Raw genomic sequence first — 13,535 nt, 5'->3', positions numbered from 1 at the left:
AAAGGAGTGGCTTGAAGGCAAAGCCGCCAATGCCCACGTGTCAACGGATCGGGTGCTCAAGGCCGCTAAAGTCAAAAGACCTTGAAAGGGATGGCCCTTACGGCGAGTCCCTTTTGTCAAACGCCACAAAAGGAACCAAAAAGTCTCGCCCCGAGCGTCCGGCCCCTCGCTTAGGCTCGGCGTTCCTTCGTTCCGGTATCCATCCGGGGGCATCGCCTCCGGTCGGCTTCGCTTCGACCTCCTCTCGATGTGTTCGACTTCGTCGAACGGCGCTGCGCGCCCACCCCCGGATGAACACCTCCACTCAGCCTCCCGAAGGGGCGGGTGGATCAAGATCAAAAGCTTGCAGGCGAGCTAACGCTCGGCCTGTTGAGTGGTGAGGAGCGAAAGGCGAAAGGCTGTACGCAGTCCCCTGTAGGAGCTGCCGCAGGCTGCGATCTTTTGATCTTCGCTTTCATCCTTCGCTTTTCTTCAAACGCCACATGGTCCGTTTGAGGGATGCCCACCGCCGCACGCATTGCTTGAATGCCGCTGTGGAGGCGAGCACCACCGGTGCTGCATCCGCCCCGCTGCACGCGCGCCCCGGCGGATGGGGTGAACAGAGGAGAACAATAAAAATGCTCAACCAAGACCTGATTCGCCAGCGTCTGAGCCAACGTGCCCGCGAGCTGGTGCCGATCTTGCGTGAACGTGCCCTGAACGCCGCGCAAGCCGGCCAGCTGCCTGAAGAAACGCTGAAGGATTTCCACGACGCCGGGTTCTTTCGCATCCTTCAGCCATCGCGCTGGGAAGGCTATGAACTCGAACCCAAGGACTTCTTCGAGGTGCAGATGACCCTCGCCGAAGGCTGCATGTCCTCGGCCTGGGTGTTGGGTGTGGTGGCGATCCATAACTGGCAATTGGCGCTGTTCGATGACCGTGCGGCACAAGATGTCTGGGGCGCCGACTCCAGTGTGCTGATCTCTTCTTCCTATATGCCGGTGGGCAAGGTCGAGCGGGTCGAAGGTGGTTTCAAGCTGAGCGGGCGTTGGGGGTTTTCTTCCGGCAGCAAGCACTGTGACTGGGTGTTCCTGGGAGCGCTGGTGCCACCGGAGGAGGTGGGCGGGGCGCCGGATTACCGGACTTTCCTGGTGCCGCGCAGCGACTACCAGATTCTCGACAACTGGAATGTCATGGGCCTGGAAGCCACCGGCTCCCACGACATCCTGGTGGAGAACGCCTTCGTTCCGGAGTACCGCACTCATCGCGCCTTTGACGGTTTCATGCAGAACAGTCCGGGTAACGCAGTGAACACCGCGCCGCTGTTCCGCCTGCCGTTCGGGCAGATTTTTGTGCGGGCGGTGTCGTCCTCGGCCATTGGTGCCCTGCAGGGCGCGGTGGATCAGTTTGTCGAGCACAACCGCGCGCGGGTCGGGGTCAACGACGGTCGAAAAATGGTCCAGGACCCGGCCGCGCAATCCGTGCTGGCCAACGCCATGGTCTGCGTCGACGAGTGCAAAACCGTCCTGCTGCGCAACTTCGCTCTGATGATGCAAAGGGCCCACAGCGCAGAGCCGTTGAGCATGCCCGAGCGGGTGAAGATGCGTTACGACTCGGCGCTGGTGGCCGACAAGTGCGCCAAAGCGGTTGCCGACCTGATGTTCAACAGCGGCGCCTCGACCATCTTCCGCAGCCACGCGATCAACCGGGCATTCCGCGACATTCACACCGGCCGCGCCCACGTCGCGAACAACCCGGCCAAGTACGCCTGGAATCTCGGCGGGGTCAGCATGGGCCAGGACAGTAATGACTTTTTTCTCTGACTTTTCCCTTTGAGTCAGCTAGTCCGTTTGCGTGATTCGAGCGCCCCGCCGATGCCCGAGCATGGGCACAAGGCGTAGGTCTCTGGCGCCGACTGCGCATCCAATAAACACAAGGATCAACCATGAAATTTTCACTGATTTACGAAGCCCAGACGGTGGACTCCAGCCGTGAAGGCGACCGCAAGATTTTCGAAGATACCGTTGAGCAGGCTGTGCTGGCCGACAAGCTCGGCTTCGACACCTTCTGGTGCGTAGAGCACACGGCGCTGAGCAACTACTCGCACATGTCCGCGCCGGAAACCATGCTGGCCTTCGTCGCCGGCAAGACCGAACGCATCGGCATCGGCCACGGCGTGGTCTGCCTGCCACCGGCGATGAACCACCCGGTGAAAGTCGCAGAACGCATAGCGACCCTCGACCTGTTGTCCAAAGGCCGGGTGCATTTTGGCGTCGGCAAGGGTGGCACCCAGCAGGAGGCCGGCACCTTCGGTTACGACCTGACCACGTTGCAGCCGCAGATCGACGAGATGATGTACCTGATCCCGAAAATGTTCGTGCAGGACGAAATCGAACACAACGGCGACTTCGTACAGATCCCCAAGCGGCCGATCCATCCCAAGCCTTATCAAGACCCGCACCCGCCGATGTACCTGGCCTGCACCAACACCGAGTCGCTGAAAAACGCCGGCGGACGCGGCATGGGCGCCCTGGTGTTGGGCTTCGGTGGCCCGGAAGAAATCGCCAAGAAGGTCGAGGTCTACCATGAAGCCTGGGACAACCGCGACGAGAAGAAACAGGTGGGTTTCCGTCCCAACCGGCACATCGCAGCCCTGTGCCCGGCCATCGTGTTGGAAAACAACGAAGAGGCGCGCCGCATCGGCATTCGTGGCCAGCGTTACTTCATGGAGTCGTTGGGCTATTGGTACGGCGGTGGTGAGCGCCCGGACCCGGAGAAGTGGAAGGACGACACCTTCGTCGATGGCAACGGCCAGAGCGTGATCAAGTCGCGCTTCGCCTCGGAAGAAGTCAGCGTCGATTTCTCCGACCCGACCATGGCGATGATGAACCCCAACCACGCCTACGGCACTGTCGAGGATTGCATCGGTTACGTGCAGCGCCTGATCGATGCCGGTGCCGACGAAATCCTGTTCATCTGCCAGATGGGCACCGTGCCGCAGTGGGCGCAACTGGAGACCCTGCGCAACATCGGCGAGAAAGTGATCCCGCATTTTCGCAAGGCTTAAAACCCGCCACTGAAGGCGTGAATACCACGTGCCCCCTGTGGGAGCGAGCTTGCTCGCGATGGCGGCCTTACATTCAACATCGATGTTGACTGTGATGGCCTCTTCGCGAGCAAGCTCGCTCGCACATGTTTTGTGTTTCAACCAAACGGGCCATCTATGGCTAGTGCCAGTCAGCGGAGCCGTAATGTTATCCGTAGCAGCTGCCGAGCCCGCGAGGCTGCGTTCGGCTGCGAAGCAGTCGTAAAACCAGACATTGCGGTGCGTCAGGTAGGCCGTGTCTGCCGGACTCACGACTGCTACGCAGCCGAACGCAGCCTCGCGGGCTCGGCAGCTGCTACATAGAGTGCGTCGCGGCTGAAATTGCTTAACTGACTGGCATTAGCCATCTATGGCCCGTTTTTTTATGCCCGCGCCATTCATTTCCGCTAGTCCCATTGGACGATGTTCCCCCTGCGCAAACCCGCTTGAATAGCCCTACATAAAGTCTCCCCCGGCAGCCGCCGATGGGTGGCTCGGCCTGAAAAACGAGGAGTGCATCCATGGATATCCGTGGTCTGGGTTACGTCACCCTGTTATCCAGCGACCTGGCGCAATGGCGTCAGTACGCAAGCCAGGTGCTGGGCATGATGGTGGCCGGCAGCGATGACGATGAGCGGCTTTACCTGAAAATGGACGAGCGACACTACCGTATTCTGGTGGAGAAAAGCGCTGAGAACGGCTTCGGTGCGTGCGGCTGGGAAGTGCCTGGCAAAGCGGCGCTTGAACACGCTGTCAGCGTTCTGGAACAGGCCGATGTACAAGTCATTCGCGGCACCATGGCCCAGGCCGAGATTCGCAAGGTCCAGGAGCTGGTGCACTTCAGCGACCCGGATGGCAATCGCCACGAACTGTTCTGGGGACCGTTGCAGGACTTCGCGCGCTTCGTTTCGCCGGTCGGGGTCAAGGGTTTCGTCACCAACGAATTGGGGATGGGCCACGTGGTACTGCCGGCGCCGAGCTTCGAGCGTTGCCGGGACTTCTACGAGCAAGTGCTCGGTTTTGGCCTGTCCGACCTGATGAAAGTCCGCTTCACCCCGGACCCGGCCGAGCCGCAAAAGCGCATCCACTTCCTGCACTGCAACAACGGTCGGCATCACTCGCTGGCGATTTTCGAGTGCCCGATGCCCCACGGCTGCGTGCACATGATGGTCGAGGTCAACGCGCTGGACGAAGTCGGTCGCGCCCTTGATCGGGTGCACGCCAACGGCGTGAAGCTGTCGGCCACCCTCGGTCAGCACACCAACGATCAGATGATCTCGTTCTACATTAAGACGCCGTCCGGGTTTGACCTGGAATACGGCTGCGATGGCTTGGTGGTGGATTGGGATCGCCACACACCTTTTGAAAGCACCGTGGTCAGCCACTGGGGCCACGACTTCAGTGTCGGTCGCCAATGAGGACGATGACGATGGACAAGCGAATGACCACGGCCGAAATGGTCGGCCAGCTGCGTGACGGCATGACTATCGGCATCGGTGGCTGGGGGCCGCGGCGCAAACCCATGGCGTTGGTGCGGGAGATTCTGCGCTCGGACCTCAAGGACCTCACCGTGGTCGCCTACGGCGGTGCGGATGTCGGCATGCTCTGCGCGGCCGGCAAGATCAAGAAGCTGGTGTTCGCCTTTGTTTCCCTGGATTTCATTCCACTGGAACCGTACTTCCGCAAGGCACGCCAAGAGGCGGCGCTGGAGGTGATGGAAATCGACGAAGGCATGCTCCTGCTCGGTCTGCGGGCGGCAGCGATGAATGTGCCGTTTATTCCGACGGCGGTAGGCCTGGGCACGGATGTGCTGCGCCACAACCGGCAGATCAAGCTGATCGCCTCGCCCTATGCCGACGGCAAGGACTGGGTGGCGATGCCGGCGCTCAAGCTCGATGCGGCGCTGATTCACGTCGACCGTGCCGATGCGCGCGGTGTCTGCCAGATCAGCGGCCCCGATCACTACATGGACGACCTGTTCGTACGTGCCGCGACTCACAGCTACGTGACCTGCGATGAACTGGTGGACAGCGAGTATTTCCATGCCGATGCCGGGCACGCGCATCAGGTGTTCTGGGAACGCAACCTGACCACCGCGGTGGCCCACGTGCCGGGCGGTGCGCATCCGTCTTCCTGCGCGCCGCTGTACGGTTTCGACGTGGCGCACTTCAAGGCTTACAACGCTTCGGCGCAGGCCGTCGATGGCTGGCAGGCCTATGTCCGGGATTACGTCGATTGCACCCACGAACAGTACCTGGACAAGGTCGGCGGCCTGGCTGCCATCCGCCAACTGCCGTTGCCGATTTTTTAAGGGAGCCTTGCGATGAGCACTACCACTTACAGCCTCGCCGAACTGATGATCTGCGCCGCCTCCGAAGCCTGGCGCGACGATGGCGAGGTCCTGGCCAGCGGCATCGGCGTGATCCCGCGCCTGGCCGCCTCATTGAGCATGCTCAGCAGCAATCCGCAGCTGCTGATGACCGACTCCGAAGCCTACATGATCGCCGAACCGGTGCCGCTGGGCGCGCGCAACGGCTATCAACCCAAGCGTGACAGCTGGATGGGTTTCTCGCGAGTTTTTGACAACGTGTGGGGCGGCAAGCGCCACGCATTGGTGGGCCCGACCCAGATCGACCGTTTCGGCCAGGCCAACATTTCATGCATTGGCGATTACGCCAAACCCAAGGCGCAAATGCTCGGCGTGCGCGGTTTTCCCGGCAACTCGATCAGCCACGCCAACTCTTTTTGCGTACCCAGCCACAACCGTCGGGTGTTCGTCGAAGGCGAGGTCGATATGGTCGCCTCGGTCGGCTACAACCCGGCGCGTCTGGCGCGCGGCTGGTCGCTGGACGAGATCGATATCCGCCTGATCATCACTGACCTCTGCGTGCTGGATTTCCTCGGCCCGCACCGGCAAATGCGCATTCGCTCGCTGCACCCCGGCGTGACGGTGGCCGAGGTTCAGGACAACACCGGATTTGCTTTGCATGTGCCGCAAGACTGCCCGATCACGGCTGAACCGACCGTCGAGCAATTGCAGCTGATCCAGCGCCTGGACCCGCACAACCTGCGTGCCAGCCAGCTCAAAGACAACCCGCCAGGCCAACGCTGAGCGCCCCCGTTTCGGAGAAAAGTGATGGCTGAACATAACGACAAGAACGAGGCCGACGTGGTGCTTTACGAGGTGCGCGGCGCGGTGGCCCTGGTCACCATGAATCGCCCCGAGTACCACAACGCGCAGAACTCGCAGATGACCTACGCGCTGGACGCGGCGTTTCGCCAGGCCTGCGATGACGATGAGGTGAAAGTCATCGTGCTGCGGGGTGCCGGCAAGCATTTCTCCGCCGGGCATGACATCGGCACGCCGGGTCGCGACGTCGATCAGACCTTCGACCGTGCCAGCCTGTGGTACGACCATGTGAACAAGCCGGGCGGCGAGTTTCTCTACGCCCGAGAGCAGGAAGTCTATCTGGGCATGTGCCGCCGCTGGCGCGAAATGCCCAAGCCAACCATCGCCATGGTCCAGGGGGCGTGCATCGCGGGCGGGCTGATGCTGGCCTGGGTCTGTGACCTGATCGTCGCCAGTGAGGATTCTTACTTCGCGGATCCGGTGGTGCGAATGGGCATTCCCGGGGTCGAGTACTTCGCCCATGTGCATGAGCTTAACCCGCGCATCGCCAAGGAATTTCTGTTCCTCGGCGAGCGCATGCCCGCGGCGCGCGCCTACCAGATGGGCATGCTCAATCGGGTGGTTGCCCGCGATCTGCTGGAACAGGAAACCCTCGACATCGCCGGACGCATCGCGCAGATGCCGCGCCTCGGTCTGCAACTGAGCAAGCAGGCGGTCAACAACGCCGAAGACCTGATGGGCAAGCGCGCGACCATGGACATGGTGTTTGGTCTGCATCACTTCGCCCATGCGCACAATGAGCTGATGTCGGGTGACCGACTCGGCGGATATGACGCCAAGGCCATGGCCCGTTCGCAACGCACATCGGGCGGGGCGTGAGCATGGCGATCTCGTTGAATACCCGTCTGACCGAATTACTCGGCTGTCGCTATCCGATCATCCAGACCGCGATGGGCTGGGTCGCCGACCCGAAACTGGTGGCGGCCACGGGCAATGCCGGCGGCTTCGGTTTTCTCGCCGGGGCGACCATCGAGCCTCAGCGGATGGAGGCAGCGATCCTCGAAACCCGGCGTCTGACCGATCAGCCTTTCGGCGTCAATTTTCATATGTACCAGGCCAACGCCGCAGAGATCGTCGAGCTGGTGCTGCGCCACAACGTCAGCGCGGTCAGCTACAGCCGCTCGCCCGGTAAGCAAATGATCAGCCGTCTGAAGGACGCCGGCGTGGTGTGCATGCCCACGGTCGGAGCTCTGAAACACGCGCAAAAAGCCGTGGAAATGGGCGCTGACGCCGTCACCGTACAAGGCGGCGAGGGCGGTGGGCATACCGGGACGGTGCCGACTTCGTTACTGCTCGATCAAGTGGTCAATGCGGTCTCGGTGCCCGTGGTGGCAGCCGGTGGTTTCAAGGATGGTAAAGGCCTGGTCTCGGCCCTGGCCTATGGCGCCGAAGGCATCGCCATGGGCACGCGCTTTCTGATGTGCGCCGACAGTCCGGTGCCACAGGCGACCCTGTCGCGTTACCTCGCGGTCAAGGACCCGGCGGCGATCATCATCAGTCGCGCCATCGACGGTATGCCGCAACGGATGATTCGCAACGAATTGCTCAACCAGCTTGAAGCGAGTGGTGGTCTCAAACGCTTGTTGCTGGCGGTCCGCAGTGGCCTGGCTTACCGCCGCCACAGTGGCATGAGCCTGACGCAACTGCTCGGCAGTGTTTTGAAAATGCGCGGCAGCGGTGAGCTGACGGCCGCCCAAAGCATCATGGCCGCCAACGCGCCGATGGTGATTCAGAAAGCCATGGTCGACGGGTTACCCGCCGAAGGTGTACTGCCCGCCGGCCAGATCGCCGCGTCTATCGATAGCTTGCCCAGCTGCGCCCAATTGATTGAACAGATCGTCCGTGACGCCGAAGCGCGTCTGGGCGAGCTGTGCCGCCGTGTGTCGTGAAGGGGAAAGGCATGAAACCATTTAGCGTCAGTATCGATAACGGCATTGCCGAACTGGTGTTCAACCAGCCACCGGTCAACGCCTTCAATTGCCAGGGCTGGGCCGATATCGCCAGCGAGATCGAAGGCCTCGGTCGCGACGCCAGCGTGCGGGTGATCGTGATTCGCGCCGAAGGGCGCGGCTTCTGTGCCGGGGTCGACATCAAGGAACTGGCCGCCGACGGCAACCTGATCGTGGCGGTGAACAAAGGCAACTACGACAGTTTCAAGGCCATCCACCGCAATCCGAAACCGGTCATCGTCGCCGTACACGGCTTCGTCCTCGGCGGCGGCATCGGCATCTGCGGCGCGGCCGACATTCTGGTGGCCTCCGAGTGCGCCAGTTTCGGCGTGCCTGAGGTCGATCGCGGTGCCATGGGTGGCGGCGCGCATTTGCAGCGGCTGTTCCCGGTGCAGAAAGTCCGTCACATGTACTTCACCGGCGAGATGATCGATGCCGCCGAGGCCTGGCGCCTGGGTGCGGTAGAGCGTGTGGTCAAGCGCGAGGACTTGCGTGAGGCCGCGTTGCAGATCGCCCGCACCATCGCCGCCAAGAGCCCGGCCATGATCAGCCTCGCCAAAGAAGCGCTGAACGGTATCGAAGACGGCAATCTGGAAGACAAATATCGCTGGGAGCAGGGCTTCACGCTCGAGGCCTATCGCTCACTGGACTCACAGGAAGCACGCGACTCGTTCGTCGAGAAGCGCGATGCCCACTTCAACGGCTGAAGGCACTCTCATGGACCTGACATACACCCCGGCCCAGCAGGCCTTTCGCGCCGAGGCGCGGACCTGGCTGGCGGCCAATGTACCCTGTGAACCGCTGCAATCGTTTGATACCGAGCAAGGCTTTGCCGAGCACCGTGCCTGGGAAAACCAGCTTAACGACGGTCGCTGGGGCATGGTCACCTGGCCGATCGATCTCGGCGGGCGCGGTTGCGACTTGATCGAGTGGTTGATCTTCGAAGAGGAATACTACCGCTCTGGCGCGCCTGCACGGGTTAACCAGAACGGCATCTTCCTGCTCGGCCCGACGCTGATGGAATATGGCAGCGACGAACAGAAAGCGCGCTTTTTGCCTCGCATGGCCACTGGCGAAGACATCTGGGCCCAGGCCTGGTCCGAACCGGGCGCGGGTTCCGACATGGCGGCGATCCGCTCGAAGGCCGAACGGGTGGGCGACCATTACGTGATCAACGGCCAGAAAACCTGGTCGACCCGCGCCGTGTGGGCAGATTGGGTATTCGGCATTTTCCGCACCGACCCTCACTCCCAAAGCCATCAGGGCCTGACGTTTATTCTGCTGCCGCTCGACAGTCCGGGGATCACGGTGCGGCCGATTCCTCAGCTCAATGGTTTGCCGGGGTTCGCCGAGATTTTCTTCGACGACGTCAAGGTGCCGGTGGAAAACGCGCTGGGCGGCGAGGGCATGGGTTGGCATGTGGCAATGTCCACCGCCGGGTTCGAACGCGGTTTGCTGCTGCGTTCACCCGCACGTTTTCAGGAAACCGCTCGGCGACTGGTGCAGCTGTACCAGGCCAACCGCGAGCAGGCTGACCGTGACCCGGCCATTGGCGAGTCGGTGATGCGCGCCTGGCTGGACGCCGAGGCATACACCTTGAGCACCTACATGACCGCCTCGAAACTGGTGCAGGGCGGCAAGATCGGGCCCGAGTCTTCGACCAACAAAATCTTCTGGTCGGAACTCGATCAGCGCATGCACGACACCGCCATGAGCATTCTCGGCTTGCGTGGCGAGCTGCTGCCCGAAGCACCTGCTGCGGGCGACGTCGGCCATTGGCTGGAAGGTTTTCTGTTTGCCCAGGCCGGACCGATCTATGCCGGCACCAACGAGATCCAGCGCAACATCATTGCCGAACGCATGCTCGGCATGCCGCGTGCCTGAGGAATAGACCATGGACTTTAGTTTCAGCCGCGACCAGTTGCTGTTCCAGGACAACGTCAGGAGTTTTCTGATCAACGAGGTCACCCCGGAGCGCATTCGCGAACTCTGGCTTTGCGATAGTGGGCGCAGCGATCAGCTCTGGGCCCAATTGGTGGAGTTGGGCCTGACCGCGCTGACCGTTCCCGAAGAGCAAGGCGGGATGGGCATGAATGAGCTGGACTTCATTCTGCTCGCTCAGGAATGTGGTTATGCCGGCCTGCCCGAGCCGCTGGTGGAGACGATGCTGATCGGCGTGCCGTTGCTCGCCGCCCTTGATGAAAGCCACGCGGTGCTCAAACAGCACTGGCTGGCGCGCGTCGCGGAAGGCCGCGCACGGTTGGCGATTGCCGAGCCGGGTAACCCGCTGGTCAGCGATGCTCACGTCGCCGATTTGCTGTTGCTGGCTCATGGCGATGAGGTGCATGCGGTCGAACCTGGCGCAGTGCGCCTGACCCGCAATGTGTCGGTCGATCCCAGTCGCCAGCTGTTTCAGGTCGACTGGACACCAACGTCCGCCACCTGCGTGGCCGCTGGAGAACAGGGCCGGCGCTTGTGGGCCGCCGCGTTTAATCGTGGCGCGCTGGGCTGTGCCGCGCAAATGCTGGGGCTGGCCAAGCGCATGGTCGACCTCGCGGTGGATTACACCTTTGAGCGCAAACAGTTCGGCAAACCGGTGGGTTCGTTTCAGGCGGTCAAGCATTTGATGGCCAACGTCGCGGTGCAGATCGAGTTCGCCAAAGGGCCGCTGTATCGCGCCGCCTATGCACTGGCCGAGCAGCAACCGGGACAGGAAGTGCTGGTGTCCCATGCCAAATTGGCAACTTCGGAAGCCGCCATGCTCGCCGCGAAAAACACCATTCAGGCACACGGCGCCATGGGTTACACCTGGGAAGTCGACCTGCATTTGTTCATGAAACGCGCCTGGGCGCTGGACAAGGTCTGGGGTGATCGTGGCCATCACAAAGGGCGGATCCGCGCGGCATTGTTCGACGGCAATCCAGCACTGGGTGCTGGAAAAACTTTCTGACGGCGACTGTGCCTGACGTCAACATTTACCCCGAGGTACACCATGCCTGAAGCCTATATTGTCGACGCCCTGCGCACGCCCACCGGGCGACGCAAGGGTGGTTTGAGCCAGATTCACGCAGCCGACCTGGGCGCCCACGTCTTGCGTGCGCTGGTCGAGCGCAACGACATCCCCGATGACGATTACGACGACGTGATCTTCGGCTGTGTCGACACCATTGGCCCGCTGGCCGGGGACATTGCCCGGACCAGTTGGCTGGCTGCCGGCCTGTCGCAGGCGGTACCCGGCACCACCATCGATCGCCAGTGCGGTTCGTCCCAGCAAGCGGTGCACTTTGCCGCCCAAGCGGTGATGAGCGGCACCCAGGATGTGGTCGTCGCTGGCGGCGTGCAAACCATGACCCAGATTCCTATTTCCTCAGCGATGATCGCTGCCGAACCGCTGGGCTTCAGTGATCCGTTCAGCGGCTCCGAAGGTTGGGTCCGGCGTTATGGCGCACAACCGCCGACTCAATTCCGTTCGGCGCAGATGATTGCCGAGAAGTGGGGGCTGTCCCGCGAACAACTGGAAGCCTATTCACTGGAGTCCCATCAGCGGGCATTGCGGGCCATCGAGCAAGGGCGGTTCAACCGGGAAATCGTGCCACTGGCCGCAGTTGTGCACGACGAAACGCCGCGCCAGACCAGCCTGGCGAAAATGGCCGAACTGGACGTTCTGTTTGGCTGCGACCGGGTGACCGCGGCAGTGTCCAGCCAGACCTGCGACGCGGCCAGCGCGATGCTGATCGTTTCTGAAACAGCACTCAAACGCTACGGATTGACACCGCGCGCGCGTATCCACCACCTCAGCGTGCGTGCCGAAGACCCGATCTGGATGCTCACCGCACCCATCCCGGCCACCGCTTATGCACTCAAGCGAGCCGGGATGAAGCTGGAAGACATCGACCGGGTGGAGATCAACGAGGCCTTCGCCTCGGTGGCCATGGCCTGGCTCAAGGAGACGGGTTATCCCCATGAACAGACCAACGTCAACGGCGGGGCGATTGCCCTCGGCCATCCGCTGGGTGCCACCGGCACCCGGTTGATGTGCACGCTGTTGCATGAACTGGAGCGCAGCGGGGGACGCTTCGGCTTGCAGACCATGTGCGAAGGCGGCGGCCAGGCCAACGTGACGATTATCGAACGCTTGTAAGCGATGTATTTGAAGGGAGCAGGAACATGAAAATCTGTGAGAACCGCGTGGTGATCATCACCGGTGCCGGCGGTGGTCTGGGCCGGGCTTACGCGCTGGCCTTCGCCGCCGAGGGCGCTAAAGTGGTGGTCAACGATATCAATCGTGAAGCGGCGCTGGCCGTGGTCGGCGAAATTCTCGGGCAGGGTGGAAGCGCCGTGGCCAACAGCAACGACATCACCCGCTACGACGATGCGGCGTTGATCGTGCGCCAGGCCATCGAAACCTTCGGTGGCCTGGACGTGGTGGTCAACAACGCCGGCATCTGTCGCGACCGCATGTTCGCCAGCCTCACCGAAGCCGACTGGGATGCGGTGGTGGCCGTGCACCTCAAAGGCCACTTCTGTATCGCCAGCCACGCCGCGCGTTACTGGCGCGAGCAGGCCAAGGGTGGTGCGCAGTTGAGTGTGCGGATCATCAACACCAGTTCCGGGGCCGGTTTGCAGGGCTCCATCGGTCAGTCCAACTATGCCGCTGCCAAGGCCGGTATCGCTGCGTTAACGCTGGTGCAGGCGGCCGAACTGGGTCGCTATGGCATAACCGTCAACGCCCTGGCCCCGGCCGCGCGCACCGGAATGACCGAGCAGGTGTTCGCCGATACCATGAAAAAACCCGAAGAGGGCTTCGACTACTTCGCTCCGGAAAACGTTGCGCCGCTGGTGGTCTGGCTCGGCTCGCAAGCGTCCAGTGCGGTCAACGGGCAGATGTTCGAAGTCGAGGGCGGCAAGTTGTCGATTGCCGACGGTTGGCGTAGAGGTCCGGAACTGGACAGGCAAGGGCGTTGGGCGGTGGGTGAGGTGGCTCAGGCAGTAGAGCAATTGATGGCCCGGGCGGTGCCCGCGGCGAAAGTGTACGGCAGCTGATGGGGCCGCCCTAAGGGGATCAAGCACTTGGTGCTTGGTCCTGTTTCTCTTTTTGGGGCTGCGCGAAACTATCCAGGGACTTTGGGATTTCCAATCCCTCTATATAGAAGGATTCGTTTTGCTCTCCTATATAGAGAAAGGAAACAGGCTGTTTTCCGGCGTTCTGCAAGTGTTTGATAGAAAAGCGCAATTAAGGGTTGACGGCAGATTCTGGAAGTCTATAATTCGCCCCACTTCCGGCGCAGTCGAAACGGAAAACTCCTTGGTAAACAATGAGTTACGCAGTTTT

At 61.9% G+C, this 13,535-nt stretch carries 13 protein-coding genes; all 13 read left to right on the top strand.

Going from position 1 to position 13,535, the window contains the following annotated elements:
• The first annotated feature begins 617 nt into the window (after positions 1 to 617).
• Positions 618 to 1,802, top strand: a complete 1,185-nt coding sequence (locus ACIQU2_RS28500; RefSeq protein WP_403145871.1) for a flavin-dependent monooxygenase — start codon at positions 618 to 620, stop codon at positions 1,800 to 1,802.
• Between the two features lie 122 nt (positions 1,803 to 1,924).
• Positions 1,925 to 3,046, top strand: a complete 1,122-nt coding sequence (locus ACIQU2_RS28495) for an LLM class flavin-dependent oxidoreductase (protein WP_403145868.1) — start codon at positions 1,925 to 1,927, stop codon at positions 3,044 to 3,046.
• A 539-nt stretch (positions 3,047 to 3,585) separates the two neighbouring features.
• A complete protein-coding gene (locus ACIQU2_RS28490) occupies positions 3,586 to 4,482 on the top strand; it encodes a VOC family protein (protein ID WP_403145866.1) in 897 nt (298 codons plus the stop codon).
• 11 nt (positions 4,483 to 4,493) lie between these two features.
• Positions 4,494 to 5,375, top strand: coding sequence for a CoA transferase subunit A (locus tag ACIQU2_RS28485; protein ID WP_403145863.1), 882 nt, complete (start codon positions 4,494 to 4,496; stop codon positions 5,373 to 5,375).
• 12 nt (positions 5,376 to 5,387) lie between these two features.
• A complete protein-coding gene (locus ACIQU2_RS28480; RefSeq protein WP_403145861.1) occupies positions 5,388 to 6,176 on the top strand; it encodes a CoA-transferase subunit beta in 789 nt (262 codons plus the stop codon).
• A 24-nt stretch (positions 6,177 to 6,200) separates the two neighbouring features.
• Positions 6,201 to 7,073 (top strand): enoyl-CoA hydratase, encoded by an 873-nt coding sequence (locus tag ACIQU2_RS28475; protein ID WP_403145860.1) that lies wholly within the window; start codon positions 6,201 to 6,203, stop codon positions 7,071 to 7,073.
• Between the two features lie 2 nt (positions 7,074 to 7,075).
• Positions 7,076 to 8,143: an NAD(P)H-dependent flavin oxidoreductase gene (locus ACIQU2_RS28470; RefSeq protein ID WP_403145857.1), complete on the top strand. Its 1,068-nt coding sequence runs from the start codon at positions 7,076 to 7,078 to the stop codon at positions 8,141 to 8,143.
• 11 nt (positions 8,144 to 8,154) lie between these two features.
• Positions 8,155 to 8,910 (top strand): enoyl-CoA hydratase family protein, encoded by a 756-nt coding sequence (locus ACIQU2_RS28465; RefSeq protein WP_403145855.1) that lies wholly within the window; start codon positions 8,155 to 8,157, stop codon positions 8,908 to 8,910.
• Positions 8,911 to 8,920: 10 nt separating this feature from the next.
• Positions 8,921 to 10,087: an acyl-CoA dehydrogenase family protein gene (locus ACIQU2_RS28460; protein ID WP_403145874.1), complete on the top strand. Its 1,167-nt coding sequence runs from the start codon at positions 8,921 to 8,923 to the stop codon at positions 10,085 to 10,087.
• Positions 10,088 to 10,097: 10 nt separating this feature from the next.
• Complete coding sequence (locus tag ACIQU2_RS28455) at positions 10,098 to 11,153, top strand: acyl-CoA dehydrogenase family protein (RefSeq protein ID WP_403145853.1); 1,056 nt, start codon at positions 10,098 to 10,100, stop codon at positions 11,151 to 11,153.
• A gap of 42 nt (positions 11,154 to 11,195) precedes the next feature.
• Positions 11,196 to 12,344 carry an acetyl-CoA C-acetyltransferase gene (locus ACIQU2_RS28450; RefSeq protein ID WP_403145851.1) on the top strand — a complete coding sequence of 383 codons (1,149 nt, stop codon included), beginning with the start codon at positions 11,196 to 11,198 and terminating at the stop codon, positions 12,342 to 12,344.
• Positions 12,345 to 12,370: 26 nt separating this feature from the next.
• The gene (locus tag ACIQU2_RS28445; RefSeq protein ID WP_403145848.1) at positions 12,371 to 13,246 is read left to right on the top strand and encodes an SDR family oxidoreductase; all 876 of its coding nucleotides are present in this window, start codon (positions 12,371 to 12,373) and stop codon (positions 13,244 to 13,246) included.
• A 34-nt stretch (positions 13,247 to 13,280) separates the two neighbouring features.
• On the top strand, positions 13,281 to 13,535 hold a 255-nt coding region (locus ACIQU2_RS28440), incomplete at its 3' end, for a hypothetical protein (protein ID WP_403145845.1).

This window comes from Pseudomonas sp. NPDC098740 (assembly GCF_044760065.1).
GTDB lineage: Bacteria > Pseudomonadota > Gammaproteobacteria > Pseudomonadales > Pseudomonadaceae > Aquipseudomonas > Aquipseudomonas rossensis.
This window is presented reverse-complemented; position numbering and strand designations above follow the sequence as displayed.